This window comes from Azospirillum lipoferum (assembly GCF_024170005.1).
GTDB classification, from domain to species: domain Bacteria; phylum Pseudomonadota; class Alphaproteobacteria; order Azospirillales; family Azospirillaceae; genus Azospirillum; species Azospirillum lipoferum.
Window position 1 is genome coordinate 440,095 of sequence record NZ_JALJXJ010000004.1, and the last position, 17,886, is coordinate 457,980.

The window sequence follows — 17,886 nt, forward strand, 5'->3', positions numbered from 1 at the left end:
CGCGACCATTTGTCGCTCATATAGTTTCTTTTGAAACTATATGCCAGGGGAAAATGAGAAGTTCCCTCTCCCGGGGCGGGAGAGGGCATTCGTCGATCCCCTTCCCCCCGTCAGTTCATGGCCCGGTCGGGCAGATCCAGCAGGAAGTCGCCGCCCTCGTCGTAGCCGGCGGTGCGGATCACGCCATATTGCGGGGTCTGCGGCGCCTCGCTGGTCACGTCCTGGCGGACCTCCTGGTAAAGGGCGTAGCCGCTGCTGTCCTTCGGCAGCGCCTGCACCCGCTTCTTCAGCGCCACCGCGAAGGGGGAGTTCACCTCGCCGTCGGCGACCGGCTCGTCGCCGCCCGACGACAGGGCCATGACGGAGCGGCGCTGCCGGATCTCGGTCTCGTTGGCGAGGCGGTTGGCATCGACCTTCTGTTCCTTGGTGAAGGCGCCGGAATAGCAGCTGTCGGACACCACCATCACATGCTTGGCCGGCATGCGGCTGAGGAAGCGGCCGATGTCGTTGTTCGACACCCAGTTGCGCGCACTGGTCGTCTCCGCATCGGCGGGCAGCCAATAGCCGGTGCCGGTTTCCTCCAGCTCATAGCCGTGGCCGGCATAATAGACCATCACCTGATCCTGCTCGCCCACCTCGCGGCCGAGCTTGCGCAGGGCGTCGCCGATCTGCGCCTTGGTCGGGTTGCGCAGCACCCGCGTCTCGTAGCCGAGATGGTCGTTCAGCGCCTTGCCCACCGCCTTGATGTCGGCGTCGGGCGTGGTGAGCGCCGGAATGGCGCCGTCGCGGTAGCTGTCGACGGCGATCATCAGGGCGATCTTGCGCGGCTTCGGCGGAGCGGCCGGGTCAGGAGCGGCGGTCGCGCTGTCGATGGCGATGCGCTGTTCCGTCGTCTTGCCGGTCTCGTCCGTCATGGTCAGGGTGGCTTCCTTCGCCCCCGGCTCCACCGGGATGCTGGTGCGGAACTGGCCCTGTTCGTCGATGAAGACCCAGCGGCCGTTCACCCGCGCTTCGGCCAGATTGGCGCTGTCGGCGACGATGCCGCGCAGGGTCATGGTGCCGCCGCGGGTGCGGCCGCCGCGCGCCTGTTGCAGGCTGGGCGGGGCCGAGGCGGCGGCCGGCCGGCCGAACATGTCCGCCGCCGACGGGTTCGCCACCAGTTGGCGCAGCGCGCCGGAGAAGGCCTGGGTGCGCTGTTCGCGCTCCACCCGCTGCACCATGGCGAGGTAGGTGCGGGCGACTTGCGGCGGCAGGTTGGCCTGGGCCGCCGCCGCGCGCACCTGGGCATAGCCGCCGGGCTGGCCGGCGGCGCTGTTCTGCAGGATGCCGCCGACGCGCACCGCCACCGGGTCGCTGCTGGCGGTCAGGCCGCCGATCAGGGTGGCGACGGGAACGCTGGCCAGCACCGCGCGCTGTTCCTGGACCGACAGGCTGCCGGTCGCCAGGGAGGTGACCGCCTGGACCATGCCGCCGCTGCCGGCCGCCTGGATGAGGGTGCCGGCCGCCGCCTGCACCTGCGGCGAGGCGAGGAGCTGCGGCCCCGGCTGCGTCAGGGTGGCGCCGGAGGAATAGGCCGCCGCCGCTTCCGCCGTGAAGGTGACCGACCGGCCGGAGGCCAGCACCACGGTCGCCGGGGCCGGGGCGGGCGGCGGCGGAGAGGTCGGGGCGGTGTTGGAGGGGGAGCTGCCGCCTGCCGCCGGGGTGCCCTGCCCTTCTCCGGTCTGGGATGCCGTGGTCTGGGATGTTGTGTTCTGGGTGGCGGTGCCCTGCTCCAGCGTCGTCAGCAAGGTCTGCGGCGTGGTCGCAGTGCCGGTGGCGGAGCCGGTGGTGCCAGTTGTCGTGGTGCCGATCGTCCGGGTGGTGGCGGTGGTTGCCACGGTGCCTGTCGTGGTCGTGGTCGGGTTGGCGGCGATCTGCGCCACCGTCTGAAGCACCGTCTGCACGGAATTGGCGGTGGAGGGCTGGCTGTTCGCCGTCGTCGAGTTGGTCGTCGAACTGGTCGTCGAACTGGTCGTGGCGGTGGCCGACGACGTGGTGTCCGTCGTGCCCGCCGTGTCGGTTCCGGTGGTGGTGCCGGACGTGGTCGTCCCGGTGGATGGGGTGGTGGTCGTCGGCGTGCCGGTGGTGGGCGTGTCCGTGATGGGCGTCCCGGTCCCGTCGCCGCTTCCGGTGCCGGTATCCGGGCTGGTCGGCGTCGTGGGAGACGTTGGCGTTGTGGGGGTAGTCGGCGTGGTCGGCGTTGTGGGCGTGCCCGGCTCTTCCGTGACCGGCGGCGTTACCGGGGGAGGTGGTGGCGGCGGCGGAGGTGGTGGTGCCGGTGTGCTGCTGACCACCACGTCTCCGTTGCGGTACAGATCCAGCGCCTTCGCACCGGTTCCGGCAGTGCCCCGCAGGGTGACCTCGCCGGCGTCGGCCGTGATGCGGATGCTGCCGTCGGTGTCGGCATCCAGGCCGATGCCGGCGACCTCGTAGGTGACGGCGGAGGTGCCGGCCTTGCCGGTGATGGCGATGCCGCCGGACGAGGTGATCGCAGCACTGCCCCGGATCCTGACGCCCCAGGCCTCGTCGGCATCGACGGCGGTGGCGTCGCCGGTCAGCGTGATCGCATCGGCGGCGGTGGAGCTGGAATGGATGACCGGCCCCCCTTCCCCGTCGGACGCGATCGACAGGCCGGCATTCCAGCCATTGTAGGAAACCGCCGTGCCACGGATGGCGATCCTGCCGGTGTCGGAATCGATGGTCGACAGCCCGGTGATCGAGACGCCGTGGCTCTGATCCCCGGAATCGGAGCCTTCGCCGCGGATGGAGATGGCGCCGCCGCCGGATTGCAGCGTGCTGGTGGCGATGGCGACGCCGGCCATGTCGGAATAGTCGCCCTTCGCCGGACCGGTCGCCGGGTCGCTGCCGCCGCCCAGGGTGATGGCGCCGCCATAGGTGGTGATGCTGCTGGTGTTCAGGCGGATGGCGCCCTTGTCGAGGCTTCTGGCGCTGTTCAGCGTCACCGGCGCCCCGCCGGTGACGATGTGGCTTTCGGTAAGATACACCCCGTAGGCGGCATTCAGCGTCACCGCCCCGCCGGACCGGATGTTGGTGTTGTAGTCGAGCAGAAGGTTGCCGCCGGACTCGAAGGTGATCGGGGCGCCGCCGTTGTAGATGGTCGCGCCGCCCAGCACGACGTCGCGGCTGGAGGCCATGCTCCCCCGAACGGTGATGGCCCCGTTGCCGTCGGTCGTGATGGTGGACGCGCCTTCCATCCGGACCGCGTCGTTGCCTATCGAGCTTTCGCCATGCCCCTCGGTGCCGGTGACGGTTATGGCGCCGCCGGACGTCTGAAGCCTCGAGTTGGACAGCAGCACGCCGACATTGTCGCCGTAATCCATGCCGCTGCCGCCCACCCCGTTCAGGGTGAGGGAGCCGGTGGCCGTCGTCAGACGGCTGGCGTACAGCACGATGCCGTGGTTGCCGTTGCCGTTGTTCTCGCCGCCTTCGCCGTTGACCAGGATGGAGCCGGCGCCGGTCGCGACGACCGCATAGTCGAACTCCACGCCGGTGCGGTCGCTGCTCGGCGTGCGTTCGCCATACAGGCCGGTGGCGGCCTTTCCCCTCGGGTCCGATCCGCCGCCGACGATGAAGCTGCCGCCGTTGGTGGTGATGAGGACGGGATCGGTTTCAGACTTTCCCGTCACCCGGACAATGCCGTTGCCGGTTCCGGTCGCGGCGTTCAGTGTGAGGTTCAGCGCGCCGACATTGGACGCGATGCTCTTGTTGACGAAGATGTTGCGGTAGGCTTTCAGCGTCAGCGAGGCATCGCCGCCGGCCGACTTGGTGATGTCCTGGTCGATCGTGATGTCGCCGGCCTCGCCGCCCGTCGTGTCGGTCTGCAGGGTGACATCGGTTCCGGTGTTCAGCGCGGCCTGGATCGTATCGGCGGAAACGGTGCCGCCCGTCGCCGACACCGTGATGTTGGTGGGATCGAGCAGCCAGAAGCCGCTTTTCCCTGCCCCCTGCCCTGCTCTTGTACCGGCATCGACGCTGCCGCGCACATGCAGCGACAGCTTGGCCGACGTCTCGACGAAGCCGCCATTGCCGCCGGCCGCACCGCCGCGGGCGGAGATGGCGCCGTCGAAGCGGGTGCTGCCATCGGCCCAGACCACGACCTTGCCGCCCTTCCCGCTCTCCGTCGCGTCGGCGGCGATGCTTGCCCCCTGCGCCACCAGCGTGTCGGCGGAGGGCGGCACCGGCTTGCGCGCCGGGCGGATGTTGTAGCCGGCCAGCGTGGCGGCCGACGCCCTGCCGCCCTGCACGTCGCCGCCGATCAGCACCTCCCCGCCCCCGGCGGGACCGGAGGCGTTGACGCGCGCGGTGGCGGTCAGCGCCGTACGACTGCCCGACACGGCGACCGAGCCACCGGTTTGATTGGGGCCGCTGGCGCTGGCGTCGATGCTGCCGGAGACCTCGACCTCGCCGCCGTCGCCCAGCAGGACGATGTCGCCACCCTGCTGCTCCACCCGGCGGGCCTGGATGGTGCCGGACATGTTGACGACGCGGTCGACCAGCCCTTTGGCGGCCGACGCCGTCATCTGCACCCGGCCGCCGTCGGCGAAGATCCTGCCGCTGTTGCTGACCAGGGCTTCGACCGGCTTGCCGTCGGCGCCGACGGGACGCGCATCGGTTTTGGCGTCCACCGCGATGTTGATCTTCTGGTCGCCGAACAGGTCGACGACGAAGCGGCGGCCCGACGCCAGCGTCACCTCGCCCATGCGGGCCTGGATGGTGCCGCGGTTGGCGACGCCGGGGGCGACCAGCGCCGCCAGCCCGGCCTGGGCGACGGTGATGGCACCGTCATTCTCCACCGTCGCGGTGGAGCCGCTGCTGCCTTCGAAAGCGTAGCGGCCGGCCATGAAGTCGGCGTTGCGGATGTCGTGGGTGGTGGCGATCAGCCCGCCGACATCGACCCGGGCGTTCGGCCCGAACAGGATGCCGTTGGGATTGACCAGCCAGACCTGCCCATTGGCGGTCAGCCGGCCCAGGATCGCCGACGGGTCGGAGCCGGTGACGCGGTTGAGGGTGATGGCGGAGGCGTCGGGCTGCTGGAAGTTGGTGTGCTCGCCGTCGCGGATGCCGAAACGCTGCCAGTCGATCACCGCCTTGGGCGTCGACTGGATGATGTCGAGCCGGCCGGGGGCGGTGGACTGGATGGTGGCGGCCCCATCGGTGACCACGCCGCCTTCGGGATTGGCGAATGCTGGGAGGGGCAGGGTGAGAGTTGCCGTGATGATGACCAGACGGGCCGCCCCGGCCAGGGCGGTGCTGTGGTGCAGGGCGGAGCGTTGCCATGCACCATCACGCCTGGACGCCGCCCCGGCCGGTGCACCCGATCCCCCCAGCCATCCCCGTATCACCGATCCAACCCCCGCCAACCCCAATCACCGCCCCCGACGCCTGCGGGAAGGCAATACGCTGTCCGAAACTATGGAATGCGAGACATTTTAGCGACCGGGCGCCTGCACGGAAATCCCGAAAGTGGTGACGGATTGTTTCGTGCCGGCAATCGAGGTTGCCGTACCGCCACCGGCGGAAGCGTTACCGGTAACGGATATGGTGGGGAGGCGTTACCGGTAACGGCTTCAGTGGTACAGAGATCGCCTATTTCCATGGCGCAGGTGCCGCCTTTGCCCTTTCGAGGCGGCGGCCGATCCGCTAATAAGAAGGCTGCCAAGATGACTGGCACGCGATGCAGGGGGAACAGATGGCCGATCCGACCGCCGTCGCCACGAGGAAATCCGCGGGCAAAGCCACAGGTAAATCAACGGGCAAGGCGGCCGCCCAGGGGGCTGGCGAGACGGTAAAGACGGCTGCGCCGATGCCCGCGCGCTGGGTGGTCTACAGTGCGCCGAAGGGCGGCACCGGCAAGACCACCAGCTGCAAGAACACCGCCGTCGCCGCGGCCAAGGACGGCATGCGGGTGGCGACGCTGGATTTCGATCCGCAGCGCACGCTGGGGCAATGGCACGAGCTGCGCCGCCCGCACGACGTGGTGGCGATCGATCATTACGAGGGAACGCTGGACGACATCGAGGCGGCACTGGCCCGGATCGATCCCGGCCGTTACGACGTGGTCTTCGTCGACACCCCGCCGTCGGTGGAGCTGTATCCGGAGGCGACCAAGATCCTGCTGCGCCGCGCCGATCTGGTGCTGGTGCCGACCGGGGTCGGGCGTTTCGACAAGATGAGCGTCATTCCCTGGATGGAGTTCCTGCGCGACTATGGCCGCCCCGCCGCCTTCCTGCTGAACCGGGTCAAGCGCCGGTCGGTCAGCCTGCGCGAGGCGAAGCTGGAGCTGGGCCGCGTCGGCCGGCTGGTGCCGCACGAGGTGCCGGACATCGAGGACATGCACCGGGTGGACGATGTCGGCTGCTCCATCGTCGACGTGGGCGCGGTGAATGGCGCCGATGAATGCCTGGGCGCCTGGTACTTCATCCGCCACGAGCTGGGGATCTGAAGATGGCTAACGTAAAGTCCTTCATGAAGAAGGTGGCGGAGCAGGGCAAGGCCGCTCCCCCGCCCGCGGCCAAGCCGGAGGTAGCGTCTACTCCTGTGCGGTCAGGGACGGCGGTGGCGCCGTCCAAGGCGGACCGCCGGGCCTCCGACATCAGCGACGCCATCGTGCCCTGCCACACCCGGCAGGAATTCGCCCAGGAAATCCGTTATCACTGGAACCGCAGCCGCAAGGAATTCCTGTCGATCGGCCGGTACCTGAACCGCGCCAAGGAAATCCTGCCGCATGGCGACTTCGAGGCGATGATCGAGAGCGACATGCCGTTCTCGGTCGAGACCGCCTTCCGCTTCCGTGCGGTGGCGGAGGCGGTGGACACCGGCCGGCTGTCGCTGGACGTGCTGCCGGGGGCGGAAAGCGTCGCCTACCAGATCGTGACCATGACGCCGGACGAGCTGGAGCGGGCCAAGGCGCAGGGGCTGATCCGTCCCGATGTGACCCGCCGCCAGCTGATCGACTTCAAGCGCTCGCTGCGCCCGCCGAAGGACGTGACGCCGAACGACCGGCGCCGCCAGCTTCTGGCCGACTATGCCCGGTTGCGCGCCCGCATGGCGGAGATCCGCGACGAACTGCGCCGCGACCACGGCATCGATCCGGAGCACGGGGATCATGTGCGCTCGGGCCGGACCGGCGTCACCATCGATGTGGAGGCGGAGGATATCGGGCCGGAAGATATTGGGGCGGATGCGGACGACGATCGGCGGTAAAGCCGGCTGATCCGGTCCCTAGTGGTTGTGCGACGTGTGGGAAGCGGGGCTGTCGTCGCCACGGCGGGGTGACGGGCTGCCGCCGCCCAGCAGGTTGGTCAGGGAGCGGAAATCCCGCTGGAAGTTGGTGAAGAAGTCACCGTCGCTGCTGCGTGCAACCCGGGCGGGCGAACTGGTCACGGTGTGGCTTTCCGCGCTGCTGACACTGCGGCCAGCGCTGCGGACACGCCGTTCCGGCGCCTTCGGCTTACGGGCCGGGGTTACCGACGGTAGCGGCGGGGGAGGGGCCTCCGGTAGCGACGCGGTTTCGGGTGCGCGGGCGAAGGCGTCGCCGCACAGGCCGTGGCCGGACGCCTGTTCCAGGCGATCGGGATCCAGCAGCCAACAATCGAAGGCGTCGGTTTGCGGCTTGGCCAGGGTGGGGGAGGGCTGGGGAGCAGTGGATTCCTGCGCCTCCGGTGCGGACAGAAGCGGTTCCGCGGCAGCGCGGTTTACGGCAGACATGGCGAGCAAGGCCGCAAGTGCTGCCACGGTTATCGCCCCGCTCAACCTCACCGTCCGGCCCGCGCCCGGCATTCCCCGTCCTCTCGATCGTCGCAATCGCGTCGCTTAACAGATAAACGCAACAGAGAGCCTGTTCGTCCGCGCGAAATGGGGGCGGTATCCGGAAGAAGCGGTACTCCTTCGGATCAGGCTCTTTCAGCCATGCACCGCCCATTGGCGTGCAGCGTTGTCGCAGGGGCGGGTTGGCGCTCTTGTCAGGCAGCCGGGTTGGTGGGACAGTTCGGCCCCTCTTCGATTAGCAAATAGGACGGCACCGCCGGCGACATGGCCGACTTCAACTGGAACGACCTGCGCTTTTTCCTGGCGGTGGCCCGCGCCGGCACGCTGACCACGGCGGCCCAGCGCCTGCGCGCCGATCACACCACGGTCAGCCGCCGCATCACCGCGCTGGAGGATGCGCTGCGCGTCACCCTGTTCGAACGGCGGCCCAGCGGCTTCACCCTGACGCCGCAGGGCGAACGGCTGAAGCAGACGGCGGAGGTGATGGAGAGTGCCGCTTTGCTGGCCCAGGGCATGGTGGCCGACGGCGATCTGGCACTGGCCGGTGCGGTGCGCATCGGGGCGCCGGACGGATTCGGCAGCTGTTTCCTGGCGCCGCGCATCGGGTCCTTGTGCGAACGCCACCCGGAGCTGGAGGTGCAGCTGGTCGCCATGCCGCGCGTCTTCAGCCTGTCGAGACGCGAGGCCGACATCGCCATCAGCCTGTCCTGTCCGCAGGAAGGGCGGCTGTTCGCGCGCAAGCTGACCGACTACCGGCTGGGGCTGTACGGCACCGCCGCCTATCTGGATGCCCGGCCGGCGATCCGCAGCCGCGGCGACCTGCGCGGCCATTCCTTCATCGGCTATATCGACGACCTGATCTTCGCCCCCGAACTGGACTATGTCGAGACCATCGGGGAGGTGGCGCCGCGCATCAAGAGCAGCAGCCTCGTCGCCCAGCTGAAGGCGACGCTGGCCGGTGCCGGTCTGTGCATGCTGCCCGCCTTCATCGCCGCCGGCGAGCCGGATCTGGTGCCGGTGCTGGCGGCGGAGGTGACGATCACCCGGTCCTTCTGGCTGATCGTGCATGAGGATCTGCGCTCGCTGGCGCGGATTTCGATGACCGCCGACTATATCGCCGATCTGGTGCGGCGGGAGCAGGCGCTGTTCCTGCCCCCGGCCACGCTCTGATTTACCGGCTGAGTCAGCCCTCGCCGCGCAGCATGCGGATGATCCCGGAGAAGTCGGTGCTGCCCTCTCCTTGCGCGTTCATCAGGGCGTAGAGCTGCGCCGCCGCGGCCCCCAGCGGGGTGGGGGCGCCGGCGCTCTGGGCCGCTTCCTGAGCCAGCTTCAGGTCCTTCAGCATCAGCGCCGCGGCGAAACCGGGCTGGTAATCGCGGTTGGCCGGGCTGGTCGGCACCGGGCCGGGGACCGGGCAATAGCTGGTCAGCGACCAGCACTGGCCCGACGAGGTCGACGACACGTCGAACAGCGCCTGATGCGACAGGCCGAGCTTCTCCGCCAGCACGAAGGCCTCGCAGACGCCGATCATCGAGATGCCGAGGATCATGTTGTTGCAGATCTTCGCCGCCTGACCGGCGCCGGCACCGCCGCAATGGACGATCTTCTTGCCCATCGCCTCCAGGATCGGGCGGGCGCGTTCGAAGGCGTCCGTTTCGCCGCCGGCCATGAAGGTCAGCGTGCCGGCGGCAGCGCCGCCGACGCCGCCCGACACCGGGGCGTCGAGAGAGGCGGCGCCATGCTCCACCGCCTGGGCATGCGCCTTGCGGGCGGAGTCCACGTCGATGGTGGAGCAGTCGATCAGCAGGGTGCCGGGGCGCGCCACCGGCGCGATGTCGCCATAGACGCCCAGCACATGGCGGCCGCCCGGCAGCATGGTGATGACCACCTCCGCCGCCGCGGCGATGGCGGCGGGAGACTCACCGATGGTGACGCCGGCCGCCTTGGCCGCCTCGATGGCTGCGGGCACGAGGTCGTAGCCCACCACCTGATGCCCCGCCTTCACGAGGTTCGCGGCCATCGGGCCGCCCATGTTGCCCAATCCGATGAAACCGATCACCGCCATCGTCGCGTCTCCCGTTGGTTTGGTTTTTATGGTGCTTCCCCCTCTCCCCCCGGGGAGAGGGGACTAGGGATCGTGTTGGTCAGGCCATCCGCCCGATCTCGCTGCGCGAGACGATCAGGCGCATGATCTCGTTGGTGCCTTCCAGGATCTGGTGGACCCGCAGGTCGCGGACGATCTTCTCCACGCCGTAATCGGCCAGATAGCCGTAGCCGCCGAACAGCTGGAGCGCGTTGTTCGCCACCTCGAAGCCGGTGTCGGTGGCGAAGCGCTTCGCCATCGCGCAGAGGCGCGTCGCGTCCTTGCTCTTGGCGTCCAGCGCCGAGGCGGCGCGGTGGACGAAGGTGCGGGCGGCCTCAAGCTCCGTCGCCATGTCGGCGATGCGGAACTGGAGCGCCTGGAAACGGTCGAGCGTCTGGCCGAAGGCCTTGCGCTCGCTCATGTAGGTCAGCGCCTTGTCCAGCGCCGCCTGGGCGCCGCCGATGGAGCAGGCGGCGATGTTGATGCGGCCGCCGTCCAGCCCCTTCATGGCGAACTTGAAGCCCATTCCCTCCTGCCCCAGCAGGGTGGATGCCGGGATGCGGGCGTCCTCCAGGATGACGGCGCGGGTCGGCTGGGCGTTCCAGCCCATCTTATGCTCGTTGGCGCCGAAGGAGAGGCCGGGGGTGTCCTTGGGCACCAGGAAGGCGCTGATGCCGCCGGGGCCGTCCTCGCCGGTGCGGGCCATGACGAGGTAGAGGTCGGAGCTGCCGGCGCCGGAGATGAACTGCTTGGCGCCGTTCAGGATATAGCTGTCGCCGTCGCGAACCGCCCTGGTGCGCAGGGCCGCGGCGTCGGAGCCGGCATTCGCCTCGGTCAGGCAATAGCTGGCGAGCCATTCCATGGTGCAGAGCTTCGGCAGCCAATGGGCCTTCTGCTCGTCGTTGCCGAAATTGTCCACCATCCCCGCCACCATGTTGTGGATGGAGATGTAGGAGGCGATGGTCGGGCAGCCCTGGCTCAGCGCCTCGAAGATCACCACGGCGTCGAAGCGGCTGAGCGCCGACCCGCCATGATCCTCCGACACATAGATGCCGCCCATGCCGAGCTCGCCGGCGGCGCGCAGCGTATCGACGGGGAAATGCTTCTTCTGGTCCCACTCGACGGCATTCGGCGCCAGTTCGTCGCGGGCGAAGGACAGCGCCATGTCGCGGATGGCGATCTGGTCTTCGGTCAGTTCAAAGGACATGCGTCACCTCCTTCCAAATCACCCCCACCCCCGCGCGCGAGCTTCGCGCGCGGGGGTGGGGGGATATGTTAGCCCATCACTCCATGGTCGGAATGACGAAGCTGGCGCCTTCCTTGACGCCCGAGGGCCAGCGGGAGGTGACGGTCTTGGTCTTGGTGTAGAAGCGCACCGCGTCGGGGCCGTGCTGGTTCAGGTCGCCGAAACCCGAACGCTTCCAGCCGCCGAAGGTGTAGTAGGCGAGCGGAACCGGGATCGGAACGTTGATGCCGACCATGCCGACATCGACGCGGGAGGCGAAGTCGCGGGCGGCGTCGCCGTCTCGGGTGAAGATGGCGACGCCGTTGCCGTACTCGTGGTCGTTCGGCAGCGACAGCGCCTCCTCATAGCTGTCGGCGCGGACGACGGAGAGGACCGGGCCGAAGATCTCCTCCTTGTAGATGCGCATGTCCGGCTTCACCTCGTCGAACAGGCAGCCGCCCATGTAGAAGCCGTTCTCGTAGCCCTGCATCTTGAAGTTGCGGCCATCGACCGCCAGCCTGGCACCTTCCTTGACGCCGAGATCGACGTAGGACTTCACCCGCTCCAGATGCTCGGCGGTCACCAGCGGGCCGAAATCGGCGCTGCTGTCGGTCGAGGGACCGACCTTCAGGCTTTCCACCCGCGGGATCAGGCGGTCCATCAGGGCGTCGGCGGTCTTCCTGCCGACCGGGACGACGACGGAGATCGCCATGCAGCGCTCGCCCGCAGCACCGAAGCCGGCGCCGATCAGCGCGTCGGTCGCCTGGTCGAGGTCGGCGTCCGGCATCACCAGCGCATGGTTCTTGGCGCCGCCGAAGCACTGCACGCGCTTACCGTTGGCGCAGCCGCGGTTGTAGATGTATTCGGCGATCGGGGTGGAGCCGACGAAGCCCACCGCCTTGATGTCGCGGTCGTCGAGGATGGCGTCCACCGCCACCTTGTCGCCATGGACGACGTTGAGGATGCCCGCCGGCAGGCCGGCCTCCAGCATCAGCTCGGCCAGCTTGACCGGGACGCCCGGCGTGCGCTCCGACGGCTTCAGGATGAAGGCGTTGCCGCAGGCGATGGCCGGGGCGAACTTCCACATCGGGATCATGGCCGGGAAGTTGAACGGCGTGATGCCGGCGACGACGCCGAGAGGCTGGCGCATCGAATAGATGTCGATGCCGGGACCGGCGCCGTCGGTGAACTCGCCCTTCAGCAGGTGCGGGATGCCGCAGGCGAACTCCACCACCTCAAGGCCGCGCTGGATGTCGCCCTTGGCGTCGACGATGGTCTTGCCATGCTCCAGCGACAGCAGCAGCGCCAGCTCGTCATAGTCGCGCTGGACGAGGTCGAGGAAGCGCATCAGCACGCGGGCGCGGCGCTGCGGGTTGGTGGCGGCCCAGCCGCGCTGCGCCTCCTTGGCGTTCTCGACCGCGGCGCGCATCTCCTCGACGCTCGCCAGCGGCACGCGGGCGCGCACCTCGCCGGTCATCGGGGAGTAGACGTCGGCGAAGCGGCCGGAGGTGCCGGAAACCAGCTTGCCGCCGATCAGGTGCTGAAGTTCGGTGGTCATCCTATTGTCCTCCCTCAGGATTGTTTGTCACCATGTGGACCTGAGCGGCCCGTCGAGGCGACCCGAAACTTTGCGCATCGGTTGTGCAGGAATGCGGCAAGGGGCCGTCCTTTGCCGTGATCCTTTGCTATAGTGGCCCCGATTGAGAGGATACGGGAACCACGATGGCGACGATCGAAGAGGCTTTGAACATCGCGGTCGACCACCATGCCGCCGGCCGCCTCCTGGAGGCGGAAACCATCTATGGCCGCATCCTGGCGGCCGATCCGCGCAACGCGTCGACCCTGCATCTGGCCGGGGTGCTGGCCTGCCAGACCGGGCGGCCGGAAGAGGGGCTGGGCCTGCTGCGCCGCGCGGTGGCGGAGGTTCCCGCTGCCGCCGCCTACCGCATCGACCAGGGCAAGGCGCTGTTGGCCGTCGCGGAGTGGGCGGACGCCGCCGCCGCCCTGCGCCCGGCGCTGGCACTGGTGCCCGACGATGTCCAGGGCTGGGAGCTGCTGGCGCTGGCGGAGCATCATGCCGGCGGCGTGGATGCCGCCATCGCGGCGCTGGAGCATGGCTGCGCGCTGGCGCCGGAGCGGGCGGAGATGGCCGGGCGGCTGGCCCTGCTGTGCCGGCAGCGCGGGATGGAGCGGGTGGGGCGGTCGCAGCCGGAGCTGGCGATGGCCGATTTCCGGCGCGCGGCCCTGCTGGAACCGGGGGAGGCGGAGCCCTGGCTGCAACTGGGCAGTTTGCTGCTCGATTCCGGGGCGGTCGCGGCTGCCGTGGCCGCCTATCGCCGGGTGTTGGCGCTGGAACCGGCGGCGGGAGCGGCGCTGTACAATCTGGGGATTGCGCTGACCAGGGATGACAGGACGGAACAGGCGTTGGCAATGGCGGTGGCGGTCTTCCGCCGGGCCGCCCGCCTCGACCCCGGCCACATCGGCGTGCGCGATTCGCTGACCCTGGCGCTGGAGCCGCATGACCCGGTGGAGGCGGCGCTGTGGTCCGCCGAGACGCTGGCCCTGAAACAGAAGCGGGCGGAGATCGACGTGCCGCCGCTTCCCGCCAGCCCGACCGACCCGGAGGGGCGGACCCGCAATGTCGTCGCCTTCAGCCTGTGGGGCCGGCGCGAGGTCTATACCCAGGGCGCCGTCGCCAACGCCCGGACGGTGCCGGCGCTGTTGCCGGGCTGGAGCTGCCGCTTCTACCATGACGAGTCGGTGCCGCCGGCCCTGATCGTGGAACTGAACCGGCTGGGGGCGGAGACGGTGGCGATGCCGGCCGGCAGCGGGCCGTCGCAGGGGCTTTACTGGCGCTTCCTGGCCGCCGACGATCCGACGGTGGCGCGCTTCCTCTGCCGCGACTGCGATTCGCGGCCGACGTTGCGGGAGAAGGCGGCGGTCGAGGCGTGGATGGCGTCGGGGCTGCCCTTCCACGTCATGCGCGACCATCTGCTGCACACCGACCTGATCCTGGCCGGCCTGTGGGGCGGCATGGCCGGGCTGCTGCCGCCGATGGCGCCGGTGATCGAGGAGGTCGCCAACCGCGAGGCCGACCGCTGGCAGGACCAGCGCTTCCTGGCCGACTGGGTGTGGCCGCGCATCCGCGGGCGCGTGCTGGTCCATGACAGCGCCCATCCGGGAGCCGGGCGGCCCTTTCCGCCGGCCCCCGACGATCCGGTGTCGCCGCACATCGGGGCGAAGGTGCTGGAGTTGCGGACCGTTGCCGCCGATGCGGCGGCGGAGGAGGCGCCCGGCGGGGCGGCGCCGGTGGAGGCCGCGACCCGGCATGGGCCGATGCGCTTTCTGCCCGAAGATGGCTGTGTGGGCCGGTCGCTGGCGCTCTATGGCGAGTTCCTGGAGGGCGCGCAGAGGCTCTGCGCGGCGCTGCTGGAACCGGGGGACGTGGTGGTGGAGGTCGGGGTGGGCGTCGGCGCCCACAGCGTGCCGCTGGCGCGCCGGGTCGGGGCGGGCGGGCGGGTGCATGCCGTCGAGCCGCGGGAGGATTTGCGGGAACTGCTGGCCGCGAACCTTGCCGCCAACGGGATCGGCTCCGTCGTCCTGCACCGGGCGGGGCTGGCCGATCCGGAGGGGCTAGAGCGGCTCGACCTGCTGAAGGTCGATGTCGGCAGTGCCGTGATCCCGGCGGTGCGGGAGGTGGCCGGGCTGATCGCCCGCTGCCGGCCGGCGCTCTATCTGGAGAACGACCGCGAGGAGGGCTTGGGCGAGCTGATCGCGCTGGTGCAGAGCTTCGGCTATCGGCTGTGGTGGCACATCGTGCCGCTGTTCGATCCGGGCAACCATGCGGGGCAGGGCGGCAACGGCTTTCCGGGGGTGGTGGCGCTGAACCTGCTGGCGCTGCCGGCGGGGCGGTCCTGCCCGCAGCCTGGGCTGTTGGAAGTGTCGGGGCCGGCGCAGTCCTGGCGCGACGCGGCCTGGGATGCCTGATGACTTGAGGGTCTGACCTGTCCCCAAAGGTGGGTGGAGAGTTGAGACCCTACCGCTTATAGTGCGCCCGCGCTCAAGCAGCGGGACTCCCCCGGTTCCGGGCCGTGGGGATTGCCGCAGAAACGGCGAAGCGGAATGGACATGACCAGCCACGATGACGTCTTCGACATGCCGGAGACACGGCAGCCGACCATCCTGTCGGTCTATAATCAGAAGGGCGGCGTCGGCAAAACGACCACATCGGTGAACCTCGCCCTCGCGCTGGCGGCGCTGGGCAAGAGCGTCGTCCTGATCGATTTCGATCCGCAGAGCAGCGCCACCAGCAACTTCCTGCTGCGCGACAAAGCGAAGGTCGGCATCAACGACCTGCTGCGCAAGGAAACCTTCGTCGAGGACGCCATCACCCCGACCGCCTTCGACGGGCTGTCGATGATCGTCGGCGCGCGCAAGCTCTATTCGCTGGAACATGCGCTGGACAGCCGCGGCGGCTCGCAGCGGGGGCTGCGCAAGGCGCTGCACTTCTCGCGCAACCCGCCGGACTATGTCGTCATCGACTGCCCGCCGGCGCTGGGCCATCTGGCGGCCGGTGCCTTGGCGGCGTCGGACCGGCTGATCGTGCCGGTGTTTCCGGGGCGCTACGCGCTGGACGGGCTGCGGCGGACGTTGCAGGTGGTGGAGCATATCCAGAACGGGCTGAACCCCAGCCTGTCGCTGGCCGGCATCCTGATGCTGTCGATCACCAACGACGAGGTCGGGCGCGAATCGCTGAACCAGCTGCGCAGCGAGTTCCCGGAGCAGATGTTCCGCACCGCCTTCCCCTATGACGTGGATGTGGTGAAGGCGACATACCGGCGTATGCCAGCGGCGATCTTCACGCCGGAGGGGCGGACGACCAGCCGCTTCGCGGCGCTGGCCTGGGAGATCGTCCATGGCCGCGGCAACGCCCCCGACGACGCCCAACTGAAGCCGGCGCTGGAGCGCATCCGGTCGTGGCACGAGGCGACCGACACCTCCTACAGCGCACGGCGCGCGTCGTCGATCGACGAGGGGGACGAGCCCTCGGGCGGGAGCAATGGGGCGCGGCAGGCGGAGCGGGCACAGTCCTCCGGCCGCGGCGGAATGGGGGCCGGCATCGTCGGGCTGGTGATCGGGCTGGCCGCCGGCTTCGCGCTGGGGGCGGCGGTGGGGCAGCCGATCCTCGGGAAATTGCTTGGGCTTGGGGGATGAGACTTTCCCTCTCCCCGGGGGGAGAGGGGGACCGGTGGATCCTGCGATCAACAAGACGAGGCCGTCATGCTTCCTGTCGATGCCGTTCTGCGCAAGGTGGATGAGTCGTTCGAGGAGTCCGTCGGCCGGCTTTGCGAACTGCTGCGCATTCCCTCGGTCAGCACCGACCCCGCCTATGCCGGCGAGGTCCGGCGGGCGGCCGGATGGTGCTCCGACAGGCTGGCGGCGCTGGGCTTCACCGTCACCCTCCATGAGACGCCCGGCCATCCCATCCTGGTCGCCCATCATCCGGGGCCAGGGCTGGATGGGGTGGAGACGCCGCATGTGCTCTATTACGGCCATTACGACGTCCAGCCTGCCGACCCGGTCGAGCTGTGGAACAGCCCGCCCTTCGAGCCGGTGATCGTTGAGGCCGAACGGGGGCGCCGCGTCGTCGCCCGCGGGGCCGCCGACGACAAGGGCCAGACCATGACCTTCATGGAAGCCTTCGAGGCCTGGCATGCCGTCCACGGTTCCATCCCGATCCGCGCCACCGTGCTGCTGGAGGGCGAGGAGGAGACCGGCAGCCCGTCGCTGCCGCGCTTCCTGAAGGAGCATGCGGCAGAGCTGCAAGCCGATTTCTGCCTCGTCACCGATACCAACGCCTGGGACGTCGACACCCCGGCGATCACCACCCGGCTGCGCGGGCTGCTCTATCTGGAAGCCACCGTCACCGGTCCCAGCCACGACCTGCATTCCGGCCTGTTCGGCGGCGCCGTGCCGAATCCGATCAATGTGCTGACCGGCATCCTGGGCCAGATCCACGACGTCGACGGGCGGGTGCGCTTCGACGGCTTTTACGACGGTGTGCGCGAACTGCCGGACGAACTGCGGACGCAGATCCGCGGCCTGCCGCTGGACGAGGCGCAGTTCCTGGGCGTTCTCGGCCTGACCCGCAGCCATGGCGAGACGGGACGGACGCTGCTGGAGCGCATCTGGACCCGGCCGACCTGCGACATCAACGGCATCTGGGGTGGCTATACCGGCGAGGGATCGAAGACCGTCATCCCGGCCAAGGCGTCCTGCAAGCTGAGCTGCCGGCTGGTGCCCGGCCAGGACCCGGCGGCGATCGAGGCGTCGGTCCAGCGCTTCTTCGAGGAACGGCTGCCGGAGGACTGCACGGTCAGCTTCCGCCGCTTCAGCGCGTCCCCCGGCATCGAGGTGCCGACCGACACGCCGTGGATGGAGGCGGTGCGCGGCGGGCTGAAGGAGGCAACAGGCCGCGACGGCGTGCTGATCGGCGGCGGCGGGTCGATCCCCATCGTCGGCTGGTTCCGCGAGCATCTGGGGCTGGACACCATTCTGGTCGGCTTCGGGCTGGACGACGACCGCATCCACTCGCCGAACGAGAAGTTCGAGCTGAAATGCCTGCGCAACGGTATCCGCAGCCATGCGGCAATGTTGGGGCGTTTGGCCGCCGGGCGGGTTGGCTGAGGCTTGGGCGGACCATAAATCTCCCCGATCCGCGGCGGGGGAAGGCTGACGCCTCATCCCCCGC

General features: G+C 69.4%; 11 protein-coding genes. 6 read left to right on the plus strand and 5 right to left on the minus strand.

Going from position 1 to position 17,886, the window contains the following annotated elements:
* Positions 1–110: 110 nt before the first annotated feature.
* The gene (locus J2848_RS12135; protein WP_246193832.1) at positions 111–5,402 is read right to left on the minus strand and encodes a two-partner secretion domain-containing protein; all 5,292 of its coding nucleotides are present in this window, start codon (positions 5,400–5,402) and stop codon (positions 111–113) included.
* Positions 5,403–5,749: 347 nt separating this feature from the next.
* Between J2848_RS12135 and J2848_RS12140 the strand changes: the two genes are divergently transcribed.
* Both J2848_RS12140 and J2848_RS12145 read left to right on the plus strand, forming a co-directional pair.
* Entirely contained in the window at positions 5,750–6,502 is a 753-nt protein-coding gene (locus tag J2848_RS12140; protein ID WP_246193833.1) for a ParA family protein, read from the plus strand.
* Positions 6,503–6,504: 2 nt separating this feature from the next.
* Positions 6,505–7,263: a DUF3102 domain-containing protein gene (locus J2848_RS12145; protein ID WP_149231248.1), complete on the plus strand. Its 759-nt coding sequence runs from the start codon at positions 6,505–6,507 to the stop codon at positions 7,261–7,263.
* Between the two features lie 18 nt (positions 7,264–7,281).
* Here J2848_RS12145 and J2848_RS12150 read toward each other — a convergent pair whose 3' ends face one another.
* On the minus strand, positions 7,282–7,794 hold the full coding sequence (locus tag J2848_RS12150) for a hypothetical protein (protein ID WP_246193834.1): 513 nt from the start codon (positions 7,792–7,794) through the stop codon (positions 7,282–7,284).
* 297 nt (positions 7,795–8,091) lie between these two features.
* Here J2848_RS12150 and J2848_RS12155 point away from each other — a divergent pair, with 297 nt between their 5' ends.
* Complete coding sequence (locus J2848_RS12155; RefSeq protein WP_149231250.1) at positions 8,092–8,997, plus strand: LysR family transcriptional regulator; 906 nt, start codon at positions 8,092–8,094, stop codon at positions 8,995–8,997.
* A gap of 13 nt (positions 8,998–9,010) precedes the next feature.
* Here the strand turns inward: J2848_RS12155 and mmsB are convergent, their stop codons facing one another.
* From mmsB to J2848_RS12170, 3 genes are all read right to left on the minus strand, one after another.
* Entirely contained in the window at positions 9,011–9,892 is an 882-nt protein-coding gene (gene mmsB, locus J2848_RS12160) for a 3-hydroxyisobutyrate dehydrogenase (protein ID WP_149231251.1), read from the minus strand.
* 79 nt (positions 9,893–9,971) lie between these two features.
* Positions 9,972–11,117 (minus strand): isobutyryl-CoA dehydrogenase, encoded by a 1,146-nt coding sequence (locus J2848_RS12165; RefSeq protein ID WP_149231252.1) that lies wholly within the window; start codon positions 11,115–11,117, stop codon positions 9,972–9,974.
* A 76-nt stretch (positions 11,118–11,193) separates the two neighbouring features.
* On the minus strand, positions 11,194–12,693 hold the full coding sequence (locus J2848_RS12170) for a CoA-acylating methylmalonate-semialdehyde dehydrogenase (RefSeq protein WP_149231253.1): 1,500 nt from the start codon (positions 12,691–12,693) through the stop codon (positions 11,194–11,196).
* A 164-nt stretch (positions 12,694–12,857) separates the two neighbouring features.
* On the opposite strand from J2848_RS12170, the gene J2848_RS12175 reads away from it, so the two are divergent.
* The 3 genes from J2848_RS12175 (at position 12,858) to J2848_RS12185 (ending at position 17,822) form a co-directional block, all read left to right on the plus strand.
* Positions 12,858–15,122, plus strand: a complete 2,265-nt coding sequence (locus tag J2848_RS12175) for a protein arginine N-methyltransferase (protein WP_149231254.1) — start codon at positions 12,858–12,860, stop codon at positions 15,120–15,122.
* Positions 15,123–15,263: 141 nt separating this feature from the next.
* Complete coding sequence (locus J2848_RS12180) at positions 15,264–16,349, plus strand: ParA family protein (protein ID WP_281288560.1); 1,086 nt, start codon at positions 15,264–15,266, stop codon at positions 16,347–16,349.
* A gap of 66 nt (positions 16,350–16,415) precedes the next feature.
* Positions 16,416–17,822 carry a M20/M25/M40 family metallo-hydrolase gene (locus tag J2848_RS12185; protein ID WP_149231256.1) on the plus strand — a complete coding sequence of 469 codons (1,407 nt, stop codon included), beginning with the start codon at positions 16,416–16,418 and terminating at the stop codon, positions 17,820–17,822.
* The last annotated feature ends 64 nt before the right edge of the window (positions 17,823–17,886 follow it).